The 23387-nt window shown below is 37.4% G+C and carries 13 protein-coding genes; all 13 read left to right on the top strand.

The features are described 5' to 3' along the window. Positions 1-173 precede the first annotated feature (173 nt). The 13 genes from BMX24_RS08025 to BMX24_RS07965 all read left to right on the top strand — a co-directional run bounded on the left by BMX24_RS08025 (position 174) and on the right by BMX24_RS07965 (position 23230). Positions 174-1187 carry a terpene synthase family protein gene (locus BMX24_RS08025; RefSeq protein WP_089791511.1) on the top strand — a complete coding sequence of 338 codons (1014 nt, stop codon included), beginning with the start codon at positions 174-176 and terminating at the stop codon, positions 1185-1187. A gap of 231 nt (positions 1188-1418) precedes the next feature. Next, complete coding sequence (locus BMX24_RS08020; protein ID WP_139176778.1) at positions 1419-2246, top strand: terpene synthase family protein; 828 nt, start codon at positions 1419-1421, stop codon at positions 2244-2246. Between the two features lie 91 nt (positions 2247-2337). Further along, positions 2338-3366: a terpene synthase family protein gene (locus BMX24_RS08015; RefSeq protein WP_089791509.1), complete on the top strand. Its 1029-nt coding sequence runs from the start codon at positions 2338-2340 to the stop codon at positions 3364-3366. Between the two features lie 199 nt (positions 3367-3565). Continuing rightward, positions 3566-4945: a rhamnogalacturonidase gene (locus BMX24_RS08010; protein WP_089791508.1), complete on the top strand. Its 1380-nt coding sequence runs from the start codon at positions 3566-3568 to the stop codon at positions 4943-4945. Continuing rightward, positions 4945-7800 carry a glycoside hydrolase family 2 protein gene (locus tag BMX24_RS08005; protein ID WP_089791507.1) on the top strand — a complete coding sequence of 952 codons (2856 nt, stop codon included), beginning with the start codon at positions 4945-4947 and terminating at the stop codon, positions 7798-7800. Before BMX24_RS08010 ends, BMX24_RS08005 begins: the two co-directional genes overlap by 1 nt. A gap of 2 nt (positions 7801-7802) precedes the next feature. After that, positions 7803-9125, top strand: coding sequence for a rhamnogalacturonan acetylesterase (locus BMX24_RS08000; RefSeq protein ID WP_089792826.1), 1323 nt, complete (start codon positions 7803-7805; stop codon positions 9123-9125). Positions 9126-9216: 91 nt separating this feature from the next. Next, positions 9217-11994 (top strand): glycosyl hydrolase, encoded by a 2778-nt coding sequence (locus tag BMX24_RS07995; RefSeq protein ID WP_089791506.1) that lies wholly within the window; start codon positions 9217-9219, stop codon positions 11992-11994. Between the two features lie 65 nt (positions 11995-12059). Further along, positions 12060-13931 (top strand): rhamnogalacturonan lyase, encoded by a 1872-nt coding sequence (locus BMX24_RS07990; protein ID WP_089791505.1) that lies wholly within the window; start codon positions 12060-12062, stop codon positions 13929-13931. 147 nt (positions 13932-14078) lie between these two features. Then, entirely contained in the window at positions 14079-14852 is a 774-nt protein-coding gene (locus BMX24_RS07985) for a rhamnogalacturonan acetylesterase (RefSeq protein ID WP_089791504.1), read from the top strand. Positions 14853-14863: 11 nt separating this feature from the next. Then, positions 14864-16027 carry a glycoside hydrolase family 88/105 protein gene (locus tag BMX24_RS07980; protein ID WP_089792824.1) on the top strand — a complete coding sequence of 388 codons (1164 nt, stop codon included), beginning with the start codon at positions 14864-14866 and terminating at the stop codon, positions 16025-16027. A gap of 520 nt (positions 16028-16547) precedes the next feature. Further along, a complete protein-coding gene (gene rhaT, locus BMX24_RS07975) occupies positions 16548-17636 on the top strand; it encodes an L-rhamnose/proton symporter RhaT (RefSeq protein ID WP_089791503.1) in 1089 nt (362 codons plus the stop codon). A gap of 485 nt (positions 17637-18121) precedes the next feature. Beyond that, positions 18122-21154, top strand: coding sequence for a SusC/RagA family TonB-linked outer membrane protein (locus tag BMX24_RS07970; protein ID WP_089791502.1), 3033 nt, complete (start codon positions 18122-18124; stop codon positions 21152-21154). A 9-nt stretch (positions 21155-21163) separates the two neighbouring features. Next, entirely contained in the window at positions 21164-23230 is a 2067-nt protein-coding gene (locus BMX24_RS07965) for a RagB/SusD family nutrient uptake outer membrane protein (RefSeq protein ID WP_089791501.1), read from the top strand. Positions 23231-23387: the final 157 nt, after the last annotated feature.

Genomic DNA, 23387 nt, shown 5'->3' with positions numbered 1-23387 from the left:
TTGAGATTTGATGCTGATATTAAACAAATGTTTATCAATATTTATTTCCTTTAAATACTATAAAATGTAAAAATTTTTGCATTAAAATTCAAAATAATGTGAAATAATGTGGTATCATATTAAATAAAAATTTATATTAGTAATCAAACTAAAACCTTAAAAACCACCAAATTATGAACCATGAAAATTTTGATCCGCTTGAGCTGCTCAACAGTCAGTTTAGGTACCCTTTTCCAACACTAAAAAATCCTCACGCAGACCAATTACAGGAGATTACCGAAAATCAATGGATTGATGGAGAATATCTCTGGCTCTACGAGCAAAATCCCGACCTCCGCAAAAAGTATAAGAAAACCAAAACGGCACATATTGCTGCGCAGTGGTTTCCGACGGCATCTATGGAGCGATTCAGGCCTATCTGCAGATTGATGTTGTGGACTTTATACAATGATGATCTTTACGAAGAAAGCGAACCTGAAGATATTGAGTTTGTACACGCTCGATCCATCGCTGTTCTGAATGGTGAAATAACCGCCGCAGAATCGGGAATACCTTTAGGAGGAATGCTGGCTTCATTGCGGGAAGAATTGCTGCAGTTCATCCCACAGGAATCGATTTCCCGTTTTACACAGATGATCAGCAGATATTTCAAAGGATTGGAAACCGAACTGAAGTACAAAAAGAACAAAATGTTTCCTTCTGTAGCAGAATGTATTGCTTTACGCGAAAATTCTATATGTCTTTATCCCTTCCTGCAGCTTACCGAGGTAGAGACTGGGATTATCCTGCCTCCCGAGATCCATGAGCATCCGGTGATCTGCCGTTTGCAGACTTTGGCGTGCCATCTGGTTACTTTTTTCAACGAGGTACAATCGGTGATGAAAGATGAAGCTACCGACAGTATTTATTACAATATTGTTAAAGTCATACAGCACGAAAAAAACATTTCCCTGAAAGAAGCCTGCCTTGAAGATCTTCGCCTGCACAATGAAGATTTAAAAGAATTTGTAAAACTCCAGTCTTCACTTCCCGATTTTGGAATATGGCAGGATGCTGTGGTCAACTGGGTACACTACATGAGTATGGTTCTGAGCGGTTGGAAGAACATCTCTACCAAGCTCGGCCGTTATAACGCAATGGAATTTCCGGAAGCAAAGGAACTAAAAGAAAGACTCAACCAAATATAAGGAGATATTAATTTATAAATATTTCCACTTCAGAAAACTTAAAAATGAAAAATAATGAACCCAGAAGAATATAAATCAAAAAATTACCTGCCACTCGGTCATTATCCCTGGCCCGACCTTATTAATCCGCATGCAGAACAAATGGGAAAAGATATGGACGGATGGATTGATAATGACTACACTTTTCTCACAGAAAAACAGCGCAAAACATACAAGAAAATGAAATTGCATATGTGCACAGCGCGCATGTGGCCGGATCTGACCTATGAGCAGTCTATTCCCTGCAACAGATTCATGCTTCAGTATGTTGCTCTTGATGATCAGGTAGAAAACTCTTCCTTAGAGGAAATCCAGCAGTTACGAATTCGTTGTGTGGACATTCTCAAGGGAGCTCAGCCAAAACCTGAAGAAAATGCACTTTATCATCATATGGCGTTGATACGGGATGAATTCCGTGCTTTGATGCCCGATATTTGGGTAGAACGCTTTATTTACTATTTCTATCAATCTTTCAGGTATGGAATTGAATTGGAATATCCTTATAAAATAGCACAGCGACCGCCTTCTCTTACCCTTTTCAAAACGATTCGTGAGTATTCTGTTCTTATGCGCCCATATCTTATTTTCGGAGAGATTGAATCGGGACTTGTCTTACCGGAACATATTTTTGAACATATTGTTTTCCAAAAGATGATATCTCACATGACCTTAGTGGTTGCCTGGCAAAATGATATTCATTCCCTGCCGAAAGAAATGGCAAAAGGTACCGAAGTTTTCAACCTCGTTTTTGTATTGCAGCAGGAATATAATCTTTCGCTGGAGGATGCCTGTGCAGAAGCACTCAACATCCATCACAAAGAGTTGGAAAAAGCACTCACTTTACATGCCGAGTATCGTGAATTTGGTGAATATCAGGAACATGTAGATAAATTTGTCTATTATGCAGGAGTTGGGCTGCAGGGTGTGAATTCTTTTTACTTAGAAACAGAAAGATACAAGCACGGAGGAGAGGGGTTTGCATGGCCGGAAATGAGCAATACAGATAAAATACAACTGTAATATCTTTAATGTAAAGTTTGTTTAAACTCATTAAAAATTTAGCCACAAAAGATACAAAAGCTATTATTGAACTATTTAAAAATATATAACCATGAGAGAAGAATTAATAGTTCCCAAATGCCATTATCCGTGGCCAACAGTCAATAGTCCTATTGCCAATGCATTTGATGATGAAGAAAAAGACTGGTATGATAGCGACTATACTTTTATTTCCGAAGAAGGCATCAAAAGATGCAAACCACAGTTTCTGTCGAGAGTGGCCACTTATATGAATCCGACTTGCGATAGTATCGAAAGAATGCGTCCCTGCGCCAGATTGATGATCTACATTACGCTTTTTGATGATTTTTTTGGACTGACTCCAAGAAATGAACTGAAAATAATGGCAGACCGTGTCTACGAAATAATGATGGGAGACGAGCCGAGTCCGGGCGAAATCGGTATTCTCCGCCAGATGGCACAGGCAAGAAAGGAATGGATCGTCAACGGAATGCCCCGTTTCTGGATAGAACGTGTTTCCAAGAATTTCTATGAATTCATCATGTACGGAATGGCGGAGGAAATCCCCTTCAAACAGGCTGAAAAAAGAACATACCCCTTGCTTCCGCACTATCTGAGTTTCCGGAAATATTCCATCGGGATGTGGCCTTACGGGGATTTGATAGATCCTTGTGTTAATTTTGCTTTGCCTGTCCACATTTACAACCATCCTGTTGTACAGAGATGCCGGGAATTGCTTTCTTTAATTATTGTAATCCAAAATGATTTTGCCTCTTTGAAAAAGGAACTTGAAATAGAAGCCGAATGCCTGAATATTATCTTTATTCTAAGCCATCAGTACAATCTTTCTTATCAGGATGCCTGTACAGAAGCGATGAAACTGCATGATGCTTATGCGAATGAACTCGACGAGCTGCATCGGTCACTTCCGGATTTCGGACCTTTTCAGAAAGAAGCTTATAATCATATTTATCATATTAAACTGCAGATCAGCGGCTGTGCAAACTGGTATTACAATTCCGGAACCAACCGCTACGAACCCAAAGGATTTATCGTACCAAAATACGGCAGAGAAGGAGACGAGATCTTCATTCCGCACAGTATTTTTGTGAAAAAATAACTCTACAATATCTTATTTTCATGACAAAAGGAAAAGCAATTATAGTTGTTTTTCCTTTTTCTTTTAACCTAAGTTTTTGTTAAATATCCAATATAGGCACAACATGAAAGAGCAGGATACTGCAAGTGCTTAAAATGTATATTTTTATTTTTGTTAATTAGTTTAATTAAAATAAATTCAGGATTTACTGAAAAAGATTATGAAATTTCAAAATAAATCAAGTCTTCTATTCTCTCTATTGATACTTTTTTTCTTTTCATCAGGAGTGAAAAGCCAGGATAAATTTCCCGACGGAACGCTCATTCCGAAATGGTTTAAAGAAAATAAGCCTACAGACATCAACAAATTAGGAAAAAAATATATTCTTACAGATTTTGGAGTTAAAAATGATAGTACAGTCCTGCAGACAAAACAGGTTCAGGCCGTCATTGATGAAGCTGCTAAAAATGGAGGTGGGGTAATCATCGTCCCGAAAGGAACTTTCCTGATCAGTTCTGTTTTTTTTAAGCAGGGAACGCATTTGCATTTAGAAAAAGGAGCGGTTTTAAAAGGAAGTGACGATATCAGCGATTATCCGGTTGTGACAACAAGAATGGAAGGACAAACCGTAAAATATTTCCCTGCACTGATAAACGCCGATGGATTGGATGGTTTCACAATTTCAGGAAAAGGTACACTCAACGGAAACGGACTTCGATTCTGGAAAGCCTTCTGGAAAAGACGCGAATGGAATCCCAAATGCACCAATATGGATGAAATGAGACCTCGCATTATCTATATTTCAAATTCTAAAAATGTTCAGATTGAAGATATTACGGTGAAAAATTCACCTTTCTGGAGCACTCATTATTATAAAAGTCAATTCGTAAAATTATTAAACTTAACAATTTTAGCCCCGAAAGAACCTGTAAAAGCGCCTAGTACAGACGCTGTAGACATCGACGCATGTTCGGATTTTTTAATTAAAAATTGTTATATGTCCGTGAATGACGACGCCATTGCCTTGAAAGGCGGAAAAGGTCCAAAAGCGGATAAAGACCCAAATAATGGTGAAAACAGAAACATTATCATCGAAGACAATACGTTTGGATTCTGTCATTCTGCATTGACGTGCGGCAGTGAATCGATCCACAATTACAACATCATTTTCAGAAATTCTACGGTGAAAGATGCGTCACGATTATTGCATTTGAAAATGCGTCCGGATACGCCGCAACACTACGAATACATCACACTTGACAATATCAAAGGAAACGTAAAAACGTTCTTATTTGTAAAAGGCTGGAACCAGTTTTTCGATTTGAAAGGAGAAGAAGCACCGAAAAGGAGGTTAGCAAATAATATTGTTCTAAAAAATATCGACATCAGTTGTCAAACGGCTTTCGATATTGAAAAATCAGATCTGTACCAGTTGAAAGACTTTACTTTTGAAAATGTAAAAATTAAAGCATTAAAGCCTGAAGAGCAGAACTTGAATGCGATTGAAAATTTAAAGAAAACGAATGTAACTGTTACCAAAATAGCTTCTCTCAACCAATCATACGATAAAAAAGACGACTCCGACGAAGGAAAAAAATAATGAATTATTCTTCTAAAATATTCTTTCTGTTATGTTTATGCTCACAATTATTGCATTCTCAGTCTAAGGAAATCCAATTCCTGAGCGGGAAAGATGCTGAGCATACTGAAGCATGGGATTTTTGGATCAATGGAGGTCGGAAATCCGGAAATTGGAGCAAAATCCAGGTACCTTCTCAATGGGAACAGCAGGGATTTGGCTCGTACAATTACGGCAGAGACTATGTAACCTACGGCAAAAATTTTAAATTTAATGATGAAGTAGGTGTATATAAACACAAGTTTTCAGTTTCAAATTCGTGGAAAGGAAAATCGGTGAACATCGTTTTTGAAGGTTCAATGACCGACACCGAAGTGAAAATTAATGGAAAGCCTGCCGGAGCAACTCATCAAGGCGCTTTTTATGAGTTTAAATATGATATTTCTGATAAATTAATTTTCGGAAAAGAGAATATTCTTGAAGTCAAAGTCTCCAAAATGTCCGCCGACAAATCCGTCAACAATGCAGAACGTCTCGCCGATTATTGGGTTTTGGGAGGAATTTTCAGACCTGTTTATCTGGAAGCGACTCCAAGAGAAAATATTTCATGGACAGCCATTGATGCTAAAGCCGACGGAACTTTTCGCTCCAATATTCATTTAAAAGGAATTGAATCCAGCAATAATTTAAAAGTGGAATTATTTGATTCAAACAATACTCTGGTTGCTGAATCTCAAGTTAACATTGAAAAAGGAGATACTTTAAAACAACTTCAGTTTTCCGTTAAAAATCCCAAACTCTGGACAGCCGAAACGCCGAATTTATACAAAGCAAAATTTACTTTAAATAAAAATAAAAGAAGAATTTATCAGACCGAAGAAAAATTCGGCTTCCGAACCATTGAAATCCGGAAAGATGATGGAATTTACATCAACGGAACTAAAATTAAAATGAAAGGCATCAACCGACACGTTTGGTGGCCGGAAACCGGTCGTTCTGTGACGGAAAATATTGATTTGATGGATGTTCAGCTCATCAAAGAAATGAATATGAATGCCGTTCGCTGTTCGCATTATCCACCGAATAGATCATTTTTAAAAATCTGTGATTCTTTAGGATTATATGTCTTGGATGAATTGGCAGGCTGGCAGAAAAAATACAGCACGGAAATCGGAAAAAAACTCGTGAGGGAAATGGTTACAAGAGATGCAAACCATCCTTCCATCATTTTCTGGAGCAACGGAAACGAAGGCGGACATAATTTTGATCTGGATGCAGAATTTGCAAAATATGACCTTTCCAATCGCCCGGTCATTCACGCGCATCACAAGCCGGGAAATGCTTTCAACGGGATCGATTGCAACCATTACGAAGATTATTACAGCACACAAAAAATCCTTAACGGAGAAAATATCTATATGCCGACCGAATTTTTGCACGCACAGGATGATGGCGGCGGCGGAACTTCTCTGGCCGATTATTGGGAACTTCACTGGAATTCCAAAAAAGGAGCAGGAGGCTTTATCTGGGCGTTTGCAGATGAAGGTTTGGTAAGAACCGATTTCAACAATCAGATCGATGTCAATGCCATCAACGCGCCGGATGGAGTTGTTGGGCCGCATCGTGAAAAGGAGGGAAGTTTTTACGCCATCCGCGAAATTTACAGTCCGGTAAAGATTGATTTAAAGACGATTTCAAACGATTTTAACGGAAGTATTCCGGTAGAAAACCGCTACCATTTTACCAACTTAAATGAATGTCAGTTTGAATGGAAATTAATACAATTTAAAACACCATTCTCATCAGAATCAGGGTTTGAGAGTATTAAAACAGGAAAAGCCGAATCTCCCAATATTAAACCGACAGAAAAAGGAAATGTTAATCTCAATCTTCCTCAAAACTGGAAAGAAAGTGATGCTTTGTCATTAACCGCAATCGATCCTTTCGGGAAAGAAATGTATACCTGGACTTGGAAAATTGCTTCAAATCTTGAAATTTCAAAACAGTTTCAGAAAAATTTAACCAAAGAATTCCCGGTTTCTGTTGCGGAAAATGATTCTTTATTTATTTTAAAATCTGATGAAAAAGAATTTTCAATCGGGAAAAAGGATGGATTATTAAAATCAGTTATTCTCGATAAAAAAGGAAAAAAAATGACCTTTCGAAACGGACCTGTTTTCATGAATGGAAAAGTAGAATTATCATCTATAAAATCTTTTGCTGAAGGAAAAAATCAATTCATTGAAGCATACTATAAAAATGGAAATAAAATAATCTGGAAGCTAAATCCTGACGGAATTTTAGAGTTAAATTACGAATATGCACTTTCAGGCGATTATCCGTTTGCAGGCGTAAGTTTTGATTATCCTGAAAATTATGTCATTAACGCAAAATGGCTGGGCAAAGGTCCTTATCACGTCTGGAAAAATCGTACTCAGGGACAAACTTATAATGTTTGGCAGAATTTGAAAAACTCTACCAGAACAGGCTTTTCATCATGGATTTATCCTGAATTTAAAGGCTATTTTGATGATATTTCCTGGTTGCAGCTAGACACGGCAGAAGGTAAAATCACCATCGGAACGAAAGAAGAAAAAATGTTCGTCCGACTTTTCGATTTTTATGGAATTTATGGTGCAGAAGGTTATCCGAAATTGCCGACAGGAAATATTTCATTTCTAGATGCAATACCGCCGTTGGGAACTGTTTTGGCTTTTAATATTAATGATAAAACAGAATCTTTAGGGCCAGAAAGTGAGTTGAATCATCTCAACGGAACTTTTAAAAGAACACTGTATTTCTATTTCGGACTGCCGGATTTGGGCGATGAAAAGAAACAGTTTACCATGCCGGAAGTTAATATTTTAACGGATTAATGATGGAAAATAGAATAAAATTTTTAATGATTTTTGTCTGTTCGTTGATGTTTGCTCAACAAACCACTTTCAAATTTGATTTTGGAGGAAGCAGAGTCGAAAACGGATATATCCCCATTACTAAAAATTCAAAATTTGATAGAAAAACAGGTTACGGCTTCATGGATATTTCCGGTTTAAAATCCGTGGACAACGGAGGAAACGCATTGACGGGAGATTACATCACCAGCGACAAACCTTTCTATTTTTCGGTGGTCATTCCGGAAGGAAATTATGATATTAAACTCAATCTTGGCGATACAAATGGCACTTCTGAAACAACAGTTCGCGTAGAAAACCGTCGCCTCATGTTGGATAATGTGAAAACAAAAGAAGGCGAAATTTTAGAAAAAACAATCACTGTTCACGTAAAAGACAGCATCATCCGCAATCATGATGGAGAAAAAATCGGGATTGTAAAATTAAAGCCAAGAGAAAGGAAATACCTGCATTGGGACAATTTACTGACGATCGAGTTTAATGATAAAGCTCCGAAAGTCTGTTCATTAATCATTCAGCCTAATAAAACAGCGAAAACAATTTACCTGACAGGAGATTCCACTGTGGTGGACGCGCAGTACGAACCGTGGGCTTCGTGGGGGCAGATGCTGCCGTATTTTTTTGTACCGGAAAAAGTTGTGATTGCCAATTATGCCGAAAGCGGCGAAACGCTAAAAGCCTTTGAAGACCGTCACAGAATCGATAAAATCTGGAAGAAATTAAGACCAGGTGATTACCTATTCATTCAATTCGGACACAACGACCAAAAGTATGGAAATAGTGAAAAATCAGGATATAGAAAAAGGTTAAAAGAATGGATTGATAAAGCAAAACAATGGGGAGCAATTCCGGTGTTGGTGACTTCAATGAACCGTCATGTTTTTGATGAAAATAACAAGATTGTCAATACTTTGGATGATTTTCCTGAAGCGATGCGTGAAGTGGCAAAGGAAGAAAATATATTTTTGATAGATCTAAATGCCATGAGCAAAACGTTGTTTGAAGCAATGGGACCGGAAAATTCTAAAAAAGCATTTGTCTATTATCCGGCAAATTCTTATCCGAACCAACCGAATGCTTTGGCGGATGACACTCATTTTAATACGTATGGAGCTTATGAACTGGCAAAATGTGTGGTAAAAAGTATGGTAGATCAAAAATTACCTTTGAGTAAATTTGTTTCCAAGAATTATAAAGGTTTTGATTTAAATAAACCTGATGCCGTCGAGAAATTTTACTGGCCGGAAAGCATCTTTATGGAATCTTTAAAACCTGATGGAAATTGAAAATCAACTTAAACGTAAAGTTTAAAGAACCACGAAGTGGTTCAATATGAATAGTATCGGGTGAAACTCGGTGAAAAAATAGGAATCAAAAATGAAAATTAAAAATATAATCTGTCTAAGTGTCATCTGTCTTGCCTTCGGAAATCTTTCCGCACAAAACCCATGGCCGCCAACTACAAACACCGCCCAACCGTGGACGCGCTGGTGGTGGATGGGAAATGCCGTTGACGAAAAAGGACTGGATAAACAGCTGACAACACTTCATAAAGCAGGTTTTGGAGGCGTAGAAATCGTTCCGATTTACGGAGCAAAAGGATTTGAAAATCAATACATCAATTACCTTTCTCCAGAGTGGATGAAAATGCTTCAATTTACCACAAACAAAGCCAAAAGCATGAATATGGGTGTTGATATGGCTGTCGGAACAGGCTGGCCGATCGGTGGACCTCAGGTTGATGAACAGGATGCTGCAACCAAAATGATCGTTCAGACTTACACCATTTCATCGGGTGAAAAATTTTCAGAAAAAATTGTTTTAAAAGATGAAAAGTTAAAGAATTTAAAAAGGATAAAATTAAACATTGTAACCGCTTATAACGAAAAAAATGAAGCGATTGTCTTAACTGAAAAAATCACCAGCGACGGCTCTCTCAACTGGAAACCTGATTCCGGAAAATGGACAGTTTATGCAGTTTTTACAGGGAAAACTTTGCAAAAAGTAAAACGTGCCGCTCCGGGTGGAGAGGGATATACTTTAGACCATTTTTCACCTGATGCCACCAAAGATTATTTGAAAACTTTCGATAAAGCTTTTGGAAATTCCAACTATGGGGTTCGTTCTTTTTTTAATGATAGTTATGAAGTCTTCAATGCCGACTGGACGCCTGATTTTACAAATGAATTTAAAAAAAGGAGAGGGTACGATCTAAGTCCGTACATCAAATATTTGGTGAGCGATGAGGATAATGAAATTACAACAAGAATAAAATCCGATTACCGCGAAACGCTGAGTGAATTGATTTTAAATAATTTTGCCGATAATTTCACCAGCTGGGCAGATTCGAAAAACTCAAAAAATACCAATCAGGCACACGGGTCGCCCGGAAATTTGCTTGATTTGTACGCTGCAGTCGATATTCCTGAATCTGAAACATTCGGAAGTACTGTTTTTGATATTCCGGGGTTGAGAAGGGATAGTGCAGATGTTCAAAAATCCGATATTCCAGATATTAATATGCTGAAATTTGCATCTTCGGCTGCAAATGTTACAGGAAAACCATTGATATCCAACGAAACTTTCACTTGGCTGACGGAACATTTTAAAACCTCCTGGTCACAGGCAAAACCGGAAGTGGAGCAGGTTTTTTTATCAGGAATCAATCACGTTTTTTATCATGGGACAACGTATACACCTGCCGATGTTCCGTTTCCGGGATGGCTGTTTTATGCCTCGGTGAATTTTGTTCCTGAAAACAGCCTTTGGCCGCATTTGAAAGGTCTCAATTCTTATATCGAACGTACCCAAAGTGTTTTACAGAGCGGAAAATCCGATAACGAAGTTTTAATGTACTGGCCAATTTACGACCAATGGGCGAATCCGAAAGGGAAAGATATGGCCTTTAAAGTTCATAACGTTGAAAAATGGCTGCAGCCGACACCTTTTTATCAAGATCTGACGAAGCTGAGCAAAATTGGATATTCGTTGGATATGATTTCGGATAAAATGATTGGCGAGTCAACATTTCAAAATCAAAGAATTCAGACGACGGATAAAGGTTCTTCTTATCAGGTTTTAATTATTCCTGAATTAAAATATTTACCGGAAACTACCTTAAATCATATTTTAAAATTAGCCGAAAACGGCGCTTCCGTTGTTTTTCAAAACGAACCGAAAGATATTCCGGGATATTTTGAAGTTGAAAAAAGAAGGAATGAATTAACATCGTTGTGGAACAAAATTCCGTTTCAAAATCAAGGTGAAACTATGAAAATTGCAACATTCGGAAAAGGAAAAATTATTTTAAGTTTTGATGTTGCAAAAGGATTGGAATATTTAAGAATAGAAAGAGAAAAATTAACGGAAACCGGATTGAAGTTTGTGAGAAGAACCTTTGATGGTGGAAAATATTATTTCATTGTTAATCATACTTCAAAGGAGATCAATCAATTTGTCCCGATGAATTATACAGGAAAGCAAACAACGATAATGAACCCTGAAAATGGAGATTTTGGTGTTGCTGAAGTACAGAATAATTTAGTTAAAATCCAGCTGAAACCGGGAGAATCTTTAGTATTAAAAACTGTTGAAAATCCCGATAAATCAATCCCAAAATGGAAATACATTGAAAAAACAGATTCTCCGATTATTTTGAATCAACCTTGGCATTTGAGTTTCAAGGAAGGCGGTCCCGAACTTCCGAAATCCAGAAATTTAAAAAAGCTTGAACCCTGGACAAATTTTTCAGAAGACCCTGCTACACAAAGCTTTTCAGGAACGGGTGTTTACACAACAACTTTGAATTTAAACAAGAAAAATGCAGACGATTATCTTTTAAAATTTGACAAATTGTACGAAAGTGCAAAAGTGATTGTCAATGGTCAGGATGCGGGGATTGTATGGAGTATTCCGTTTGAAATAAACATTGGAAAATACCTTAAAAAAGGTAAAAATACCATTCAGATTGAGGTGTGTAATCTGATGGCAAACAGAATCCGATACATGGATCAGAACAAAATCCAATGGCGGAATTACCATGAAATCAATTTTGTAAATATTGATTATAAAGCTTTTGATGCTTCCAATTGGAAAGTTCAGCCTTCAGGATTGGATGGACAGATTCAGTTGATGCCTTTGCATTATTCAAAATAATAGATGATGCATTTTTAAATTTGTGCAATCGATTGAATAATGCTAATTTTAAATAATTCAGAATTATGAATATAAAATTTAACTTAATTATACTTACGGTTCTTTTTTCACAATCCATTTCAGCACAGAGACAAATGGAATACCTGAAAAGAGGAATTGTCGCTATACCTGCAGAATCAGGCATTTTTGTAAGCTGGAGATTACTCGGAACAGAACCTCAGAATACTCATTTTGATCTCTATCGGATTGAAAATAATTCAACTAAAAAACTGAATGAAAAGCCATTGCTTAATGAAACCAGCTTTTTAGACAAAACAGCAGATAAAAGAAAAAATTACACATATTTTGTAAAGTCAAATACCAAAAATCAGGAGATCGATCAGGATTCTGCAAAATATACAGCTTCTCAAAAGCCGTATTTTTCAATTCCTTTGAAAACACCAGCCGGATATACGCCCAATGATATTTCAGTTGCAGATCTTGACGGTGATGGTGAATACGAGATCATCCTTCATCAAACGGGACAATCCCGCGACAACAGCCAGAAAGGGATCACAGATCCTCCGGTTATCCAGGCTTATAAATTGAATGGGAAGTTTTTATGGGAAATTAATTTAGGGAAAAATATTAGGGAAGGGGCACATTATACCCAGTTTTTGGTGTACGATTTAGACCAGGACGGTAAAGCGGAAGTGGTGATGAAAACAGCGGACGGAAGTAAGGATGGCAAAGGAAAAGTTATCGGAGATGCCACAAAAAATTACGTCAATGAAAACGGATTTATCCTTTCCGGACCAGAATATCTGACCGTTTTTAACGGAGAGACAGGTGAGGAAATTAATACAGTCAATTATCAGGTTCCAAGATTTGCAGGCAGTTTGAATCCTACTGATGAACAAATGACCGAAACCTGGGGCGATGCAAAAGGAAACCGGATAGATCGGTTTTTGGGCGCAGTTGCGTATCTTGATGGGAAAAACCCAAGTGTGATTATGTCGAGGGGATATTACACCCGAACGGCGATTGCAGCCTGGGATTACAAAGATAAAAAGCTCAGCTTGCGATGGTTATTTGATACGGAAAGCTCGGAAGAAAACAAGAAATTTCGCGGACAGGGAAACCATAATCTGAGCATTGCAGATGTTGATAACGACGGGAAAGATGAGATCGTTTTTGGCGCCATGACGGTCGATGACAACGGGAAAGTTTTAAACAGCACAGGATTTGGTCATGGTGATGCTTTGCACGTCGGTGATCTCGACCCTTCTCATCCCGGATTGGAAATTTTCGACATTCAGGAAAGGTTTGACGATGCGGGAGCACATTTCAGAGATGGTGCAACAGGAAAGGTTTTATGGAAATTACCTTCTTTGATTTATAGTAAGCAAGGCAAATTCCAAGGTCCCGGAAGAGGATTATCTTTAAATATCGATCCCCGTCACGAAGGATCAGAATGTTGGGCTGCAGGAGCGGGAGTGAAGGGGCTTTATGATGCCAAAGGAAATAAAATAAGTAATAAAAATCCGGCTGTTAATATGGGAATTTATTGGGACGGCGATTTTTTAAGCGAAATTTTAGATGGAACTACGGTATCAAAATGGAATTGGAAAAATGAGAAATCAAACTTAATATTTGATGCTAAAGATTTTCAGTGTGAATCCAACAACGGGACGAAGAAAAACCCTTCGTTGGTAGCAGATTTATTCGGAGACTGGCGGGAAGAATTGATCTACAGGACTTCAGATAATCAGGAGCTTAGAATCTTTAGTTCAACTATTCCTACAAAGCATCGTTTGTATACTTTGATGCACAATCCGCAATATCGTTTGAGCATCGTTTGGCAAAATGTAGGCTACAATCAGCCCCCACATACGGATTATTATCTTGATGAATCAGTGAAAGAAGTGCCAAAACCGAATATTTATACGGAAAAATAAATGGCTGTAAGCGGTCATCACTAGAATAGTGAACTTTTATAAGCTTTAGCAGCTTTGTGAAACTTTAAATAATAGTTTTGAGATTTCAAATAAAAACTTGGTGAGCTTAGTATTTAAAATTCAGAATTATGAAAAAATAAAAGATTTATGAAATTTAAAATTATCATTCCGCTTCTATTAGCAGTGTTTTTAGGAGTTTCATTTCAAAAACTTCAGGACAAACCTGTTCTTTACATTATCGGTGATTCCACGGTGCAAAACGGTTCAGGCAAAGGCTCAGATTCACTTTGGGGCTGGGGAAGTTTTATGAATTTATATTTAAATACAAATAAAATTGAAATTCAGAATCATGCAAAAGGAGGCAGAAGCAGTCGAACATTTATAACGGAAGGTCGTTGGGATTCGATTATGAAAACGATTAAAAAAGGAGACTATGTTTTAATGCAGTTTGGTCACAATGATGGGGGTGAACTGGCAGATACATTGCGGGCAAGAGGCACGATCAAAGGTATTGGAGAAGAGTCAAAAGATATCTATAATCCAATTCATAAAGTGAACGAAACCGTTTATACGTACGGGCATTATATGAGAAAGTATGCTCAGGAAGCAAAAGCTAAAGGCGCAATTCCTATTATTGTTTCTCCAATTCCGAGAAATGATTTTGATAAAAGCGGGAAAATAAAAAAAGATCAATACGGAATTTGGGCACAGCAAGTTGCACAACAAACAGGAGCTTATTTTATTGATTTAAATAAAATGGTCATCGAAAAATATCAGGAAATGGGACAGGAAAAAGTGAAAGCTTTCTTCCCGAAAGACCATACCCATACTAATAAAGAAGGAGCTGTCTTAAATGCAGAATTGGTGACTAAAGGAATTAAGGATTTAAAAAGTTGCGAACTGAAAAAATATATAAAATAAAAATAAATATTATGAAAAAGGTAATAATGAGAAGTGCTGTTTTTATACTGATATTCGGGGCTTTATCCTCGTGTTCCGTTCAAAAACAGGCATCAGCTAAAAATAATAATCTGCCTGATAAAAAAGAAGTGTTGGAAGTTTCAAGGCGGGCTAACCAATATTTCATGAACAAATGGCCGGACACGGGAAAAGAAATTGTAGGTAAAAAAGTATGGCCAAGCAACTTGTGGACGCGCGCGGTTTATTATGAAGGATTGATGGCACTGTATAAAGTAGATCCGAAAAAAGAATATTACGATTACGCAATTTCATGGTCAGAAAATCACAAATGGAACATGATGCGTGACACTTACACGCGTAATGCAGACAATCAGGCTTGCGGACAAACCTATCTGGATCTTTATGAAATTGACGGCAAAAAGAATCCGGAGAGAATTAAATTTGTTAAAGCTTCGATGGACAGTATGATCGCTTCCAAAAAATCCGATGACTGGTGGTGGATCGATGCTTTGCAAATGGGAATGCCGATCTTTACGAAGTTGGGAAGAATTACCGGAGAGCAGAAATATTTCGATAAAAACTACGAAATGTATGCCTTTACAAAATACAAGCACGGTGGAAACGGCCTTTACAACCCTAAAGACAAACTTTGGTGGAGAGATAAAAGTTTTGTTCCACCTTATAAAGAACCGAATGGTGAAGATTGCTACTGGAGCCGCGGAAATGGCTGGGTAGTGGCTGCTTTGGCCAGAACATTGGAAGATACCCCAAAATCCGACGCTCATTATCAGGAATATTTGCAGGATTACAAAGATTTGTTGTCTGCGTTGCCTCCGATTCAGAGAGAAGACGGATTCTGGAATGTAAGTCTGCATGATCCTACCAATTTCGGAGGAAAAGAAATGACAGGAACCGCTCTTTTCGTATACGGAATGGCGTATGGAATCAATAAAGGATTGATTGACAGAGAAAAGTATTTACCTGTTGTTATTAAAGCCTGGAATGCTATTGTTAAAGATTCTGTTCAGCCGAATGGATTTTTGGGCTGGGTACAGGGAACCGGGAAAGAACCGAAAGATGGTCAGCCTCTTGCCATCGATAAGCAACCGGATTTTGAAGATTACGGTTTGGGTTGTCTGTTGCTTGCAGCGAGCGAGGTTTATCAATTGAAATAGATTTTAAAATAATCATACCTTTTAATCTCTGAAAATATCAGATTTAGCGTCTCAAACCTAACGGGTTTTGAAAACCCGTTAGGTTTTTTCAATGACAATAAAAAATATAACATAAAAATCTGTGCAAATCTGTGAAATCTGTGGGAATATCAATAGATTCGGGCTTTAGCCCGACTAAAAATAAAACCTTATTTTTTTAACGCAAAGATTTATCTCAATAATTAAATTTAAGCGAGAAAGCAAAGAATTTGTAAATCAATTTTATAAAGCGCCTGCTTCTGAAGCGAATTTATTCGCCTCCTTTGTTTCCTAGAATTAGAAGATATACCATTGAAAATCTTTGCGTTAAAATCATTCAACAGTTTCAAAAATTTCAAAAACAAAATAGTATTAAAGAATTTAAGAAAAAATCTTAGATTTATTGCCAAAAAGAAAGCTATAAAATTAAGTGCATGACACTACAAGATGCGCAATCGATTTCATATTGCTAATTTTCAAATTCAATCCATAAGATAAAATTATGAATGCATTATTAGGAGTTTTTTTTCATTTTTTAGGAGGCTTTTCTTCAGGAAGTTTTTACTTGCCGTATAAAAAAGTCAAAGGATGGTCTTGGGAAACATATTGGTTGATAGGAGGAATTGTCTCATGGATCATCGTTCCGCCGTTGGCTGCTTTTCTTACCATTCCTAATTTTTGGGAAATTATACAGAATGAGAGTTCTTCCATATTGGGACTGACGTTTTTGTTCGGTGCCTTGTGGGGAATTGGAGGTTTTACTTATGGTTTGGGAGTCCGATATTTGGGGGTAGCGCTCGGAAGCAGCATTATTTTGGGGCTTTGCATGGTTTTTGGCTCGCTGGTTCCTTCGATTTATTATGAATTTTCTCCGCAAACAGGGAAAGATAATATCGGTTTAATGCTTTCCAGTAAATGGGGACAGATGGTTTTATTAGGATTATTTGTCTGCGTTATCGGAATCATCATCAGTGGAAAAGCAGGGATGATGAAGGAAAAGGAATTACAGACAGATTCTTTGGATCCTCATGGGACACAGGTAAAAACGGAATATAAATTCGGATTGGGATTAATAGTTTCCATCATATCAGGAGTATTAAGTGCATGCTTCAATTTTGGACTGGAAGCCGGAAAACCAATGGCAACCGTAGCCAACGAATTGTGGAAAAACGCAAATCCGGGACAGGGAGAATTCCTTTTTCAAAACAATGTAACATATGTCGTTGTGCTTTGGGGCGGGATGGCAGTGAACCTGATAGGTTGTTTATATCTTGCCATTAAAAATAAATCGTATACCGACTACACCAAAAGAAATGTGCCTGTTTTGAGCAATCTTATTTTCTGTGCAATGGCCGGAACAATGTGGTTTTTACAGTTCTTCTTCTACGGAATGGGAGAAAGTAAAATGGGAAATGGCGCCAGCTCGTGGATCTTACACATGGCTTTTATTATTTTAATTGCCAATTTATGGGGGATCATCATAAAGGAATGGAAAGGTGTTTCCAAAAAAACAACTACCACCATTGCTATTGGAATGACGGTGATGTTTATTTCAATTTTAATTGTAGGATACGGTAATTCTTTGAGATAAAGTGTTTACAGTTTTTTTTAACTTTAATTTTTTATACCATTCATATAGTTTCAGAGTTAGATTTTTTTAACTCACCAAAGGCACTGAATTTTTCAGCTGCCTTTTTTATGTTTAATGAATACTGTATTTTTGAAAAATGTACAAGAATAATGAAAGATCATCACTATAAAATCAAACATTACCGGTAAATAATTCTAATGGAGCCAATGAAAACTCAGTTTTAAGAAAAATTTTCTTGCTGGCTTAGGTAAAATTTCAACAGAATGAAATAAAATCAGGAAACCTGCGAGAATTACGGTTGTAAATTTCAACAATTATTTTAAATAAATATGATTATATCGTTATAATTTCTAAATTTTACGTGAAATATTAATAAATTATTAAGAAAAATTAAGAATTTTATAATGCAGGATATTGCAGGATGCCCAAACTTTTCTAAGAGTGTACATTGCTCATACTTATTTAACGTTATTAAAAATTAATATATGTCTTTAAAAAATACAAACAAGAATTTAAAGCCATTAATTGCACCTTTATTTCTGCTTGCATCTGGTTTTGTCTTTGGGCAAACAACAACTAAGGATTCTGCAAAAACGAAAGATATCGAAGAGGTTGTTGTTATCGGCTACGGCAAAGTAAAAAAATCTGATCTTACGGGATCGGTATCTTCTGTTTCGGCAAAAGATCTTGCGGCAACACCGGCCATGAACGCTTTGCAGGCATTACAGGGAAGAGCTGCCGGTCTTAATATCGTCACAGCAGGCGGTGCTCCGGGAGCAGGAGCCAACGTTACCCTTCGTGGGGGTGCATCTATTACCCAGGGTACGGAACCACTTTATATTGTAGATGGCTTCCAGCTGGATAATGCATTGAATGTTATCAATCCAAATGATATAGAAAGTATTGATGTATTAAAAGGAGCTTCTGCGATTGCGATCTATGGAGCACGTGGTTCCAACGGTATTATTGTAATTAAAACAAAAACCGGAAAAAAGGGCAGAACGACTGTTAATTACAACTCTTTTATGTCATTCGACATGCTTTCGAAGAAGCTGGATATGGTTTCCAAATCGGAAGAGTATGTGAAATATCAATACGAACTGGCACAGCTTGCAGGAAAAACAACACAATGGAGCAATGTTTTCGATAATAGCTTAGGGACTGATACTCCAGGATTTTATACAGGAGTTTTTGGAAGAATCAACAGTAGATATGCATCGGCTCCTGCATTGGATTGGCAAGAAAAAATGCTTGGTGGGACGGGGACAACTCAAAACCAGAATGTCAACATTTCTGTAGGAAATGAAAAAACTCAGGCATACATAAGTTATAATTATAATAAACAGGATGGATTATTACAAAATTACAGTGAAACCAGAAATTCACTGCGTGCTAATATCAATTCTGAATTATATAAAGGAATAAGAGTAGACTTCAGTTCTATGTTCAATTCCAATTCAACTAATGGAGGAGGAGCATATTCCGGAATGAAAAAAATCCTTCTTCAACCAATTACTGGAGGAACAAAATTTACCCAGGATGAGTTGTTCAATACACAGACCTATGGTGATTATTCGGGATTGGATTCCAGCTTCGATACAGAAAACCCGTATATAGAAACTCAGGCATCTACATCCAACAGACGTTTCAGATCATTTGTAGCTAATGCGGGTATTGAATTTGATTTTCTGAAAAATTTCACATTCAGAACGGCAGGATCTTATAACTGGAATAATAGCAAATCTACTTCATTTTCAGATGCAAATTCCCGTGCTTATCTTACAGATCCTGTAAATACAGGGATCAATGGAAGTATCGGAAATTCAGAAAATTACCGTTATCAGATTACGAATACTTTAACATATAATAAAACATTCGCAGAAAAACATAAAGTTACTGTTTTGGTAGGGCAAGAAGCTGTTTATCAGGAAGCTGAAAGTAGCAGTATGAGATTGATCAAATTTCCACTCTTTAATTATGGATTAGATGATATCACCAATGCAACAGTGGCCGATAAAAATGTAGATCACTCAAGCTATGCGATGAGTTCTTTCTTTGGGCGTGTAAACTATAGCTATGATGACCGTTATTTATTGACAGCTACTTTTCGTAGAGATGGATCTTCAAAATTTGGTTCAAATAAAAAGTGGGGAAATTTCCCGTCAGTAGCAGCAGCATGGCGTGTCTCTCAGGAAAGTTTCTGGCAAAACAGCAAGATTAATAATATTTTTAATGATCTGAAATTAAGATTTGAATACGGTATTACAGGAAATAATGATATTGGAAACAGCTTGTACACAACAAACTTAGTGCTTACGACTTATCCTTCCAACAATGATCCTAATAATCCGGCACTTACAACAAGCTCTACTGTGGGGAATAAAAATTTGCAGTGGGAAGAGATGAAAGCAACGAATATTGGGGTAGATATGGCGTTTTTCAATAGCAGGATAAGATTAACTTCAGAATTTTACAATAATGATGTAAATAAAATGTTGCTACCAGTTGGGCTGCCGGTGTCTACAGGCTATACAACACGATATGAAAATATAGCAGTGATGAGAAACCGCGGTATGGAATTTACACTTAATACCATTAACGTAAAATCCGGAGCCTTCAGATGGTCGACAGACGCTAATATTGGTTTCAATAAGTCTAAAGTTCTTGCTTTGGATGGAAGAGACAACAGACCTTTCAGCGTTGGCGGAAGCAGATCCGGGATGGTAACTTATTATGCTAAAGTAGGCGAACAGCTGGGAGATATGTACGGATATGTTTATCAGGGAGTTTATACGACTGATGACTTTATTCAGGGGCCAAACGGAACACTTACTTTAAAACCGGGGGTTGTAAAACCTGCTACGGGAACTCCTAAACCGGGAGATATGAAATTTGCCGCAGATAATGAAGCGGGAGATCAGTTTACAAGAAAATTAGTAAAAATAGGAAACGGAACACCTGATTTTATTGGGGGAATCAGCAATAATTTTACTTACAAAGGGTTTGATCTGGCTGTATTCATGAAATTCAGCGTTGGTGGTGATATTTACAATGCGACAAAACAAAGTTTAAGTCCTTACGCTATGTTTCAGAACGTACCTTCGGAATTCGGAAATAATTATTATCGTTTAATAGATCCAAATACAGGACAGGCAACAACAAATTTAGAAAGATTAAAAGAGCTTAACCCGGATGAAAATTCAAGACTTTGGAGTTTAAGCAATACGAATACTGCAAATATAGCCTATCCATCATCATATTATGTGGAAGACGGCTCTTATCTGAGAATTGCTCAGTTAACGCTTGGCTATAGTTTTAATAAAGAATTTTTACAGCGTATTGCGGTAACTAATGCGCGCATCTACGTTACAGTGAACAATGTGGCTACAATTACAGGGTACTCTGGTTATGACCCTGAAGTTTCAGCAGCAACAGGAGTGGCGATCACGCCTGGATATGATACTTCATCTTACCCACGTTCAAGAAGTTATGTTCTTGGTATCAATTTAACTTTTTAATATTTAATCATGAAAAATATAATTAATAATAAATCAATACTTATTAAAAAATTGGTGGTAATTCCTTCTTTTGTAATTGCCGGATTATTCATCAATTCTTGTAGTTCAGATTTTTTGGATCAGCCTGCCTATAATATTACAGATACCAATACGGTTTTTGAAAGCTTAGATACTGCAGATTTGTTTGTTCAGGGCTGTTACAGAGGGTTGGTTCCTACAGAAATGTATTATCAGCTGGGAGCTGGAGATACGGTAACTCATTCTTCTGAAGATGGATCTACTAATAATTCTAAGTATAATATCTGTAACTATCAATATGATGCTTATACACCGAATACTGTTACAGGAATTTATGCTGCGATGTATGCCGGTATAGAGAAAACGAATATTGCCATCACAAGATTAAGTTTGATGGAGCCAAGTGCAAAGCGTAATTCTTTGCTTGCAGAGGTAAAAGCTATCCGTGCATTTTGCTATCACAATTTAATCAGGGTATACGGAGACGTTCCTGCAGTTTGGATTCCTTTGGAAGATGCAGATCCTAACGACCCAAATACTTTATATCCAAAACGTACTTCCCGTGATGTAATCTACGATCGTGTGATTGCAGACATGCAGGAATCGGTAAATGATTTACCGGCTACCGGAACAACGACAGAACGTTTGACAAAAGCAGCAGGTAATGGTCTGTTAGCAAGAATCGCCTTGTATGCAGCAGGGTATTCTTTAAGATGGGATCTTAATACAGGATCGGCTGGGACAATGTCCAGAAGAAGTGATAATGCAAGAGTTCAGCAATTGTATCAAATTGCAGATAATGCTTGTGCAGCGGTTATCAATGGCGGTACTGCAAGTTTAGTACAGGCTCAGGGTGGTAAAAGCGGCTTCGAGGCGTTGTGGTTCAATTTTGATCAAAGAAAATTTGCCGTAACAAATCCGGAAATGCTATGGCATATCGCTGAATACGGAGCCAATACCAACTCAGCTTTTGGAGTTTATGCAATGGAGGGTTCCCGCGGAGGAACTTACGGTTCGCGTAAAGCACTACAGTTTATACTGCCTAGTTATTATTTATCTTTCAATCCGGGAGATACCCGTAGGGATGTTTCTTGTACTTCTTACAGTATTTATTTCTTAAATGGCGGTGCAGCTACGGATACTTGGGTAAATGTAGGAACTACGTTCTCTTGTATCATGTCAGGAAAATTCAGAATGGGATGGTGTGTGGCGCCTCAGGCGGCAGATGCACGTAACTTGAATATCCCTATTTTAAGATATGCAGATGTTTTATTAATGTATGCAGAAACTCAAAACTACTTAAACGGAGGTCCTACTGCTGCAGGTACTGCTGCTCTTATGCAGGTAAGAAACCGTGCAGGAATCGGAAATATACCGGCTCCGACTGGTCAGCAGGCTTTTGAATCTGCTATTGTTCAGGAGCGTAAATGGGAGTTTGCGGGAGAATTTAATCTTCGTACGGATTTGATCAGAATGAACCGTTTGGCAAGTGAAATCGATGCAACAAGACAGGCAATGAAAAATTTATCAAACAAAAGCGGAGCATACGCAAACACACCTGCTTTGCGTCTGTATAAATTTGAGAAAAATGCACAGGTATACGGAGATCCGTTTTTAGCACTTAAATATATAGAGATAACGAATCCTGCAGAGATTGCAATCGTTCAAAATGTTCCTACATCGGCTGCAAATTATGCTGCTTATCAGACAGCTTTGGCAAGTATAGTTACTGCACACGGACAAACTGTTGTAGCTGGTGACAAGTGGTATCCTACCAGGATGTTTGAGGCCTATACAAGTACTTTTAACGGAAATGCAAGAAAAGCGGTAGGTTTCACAAGCGGATTTAATGCATTGCAGATCGGAAATATCATTTATACAAAACCAACGGGTTCTGCTGAAAACGGAGGAACATATCCAAACTGGATCGAAGGCGGTGGAGATGGGCTTTTCTATGGATTTGTACCAAACAAAACAGAATTGCTTCCATTCGCAGCAGCTTCTGCAGGTCATCCATTAGTTGATAATCCGAATCTGACTCAGCTTCCAGGGTATTAATGAATAACCGCTTGAATAGTATTAACATTAAGAATTAAATATTTAAAAAATTAACCACAAAAGAAACAAAAGATTATTGAACTATTAAAGTTTAATAAAAGCCTTAGAAAGAGCAAAAATCAAAGATTTTTAAAAGCTTATGTGTTCTTATTTACAG

Origin of the sequence: Chryseobacterium wanjuense (assembly GCF_900111495.1) — a bacterium.
In the GTDB taxonomy this organism is placed as follows: Bacteria; Bacteroidota; Bacteroidia; order Flavobacteriales; family Weeksellaceae; genus Chryseobacterium; species Chryseobacterium wanjuense.
This window is presented reverse-complemented; position numbering and strand designations above follow the sequence as displayed.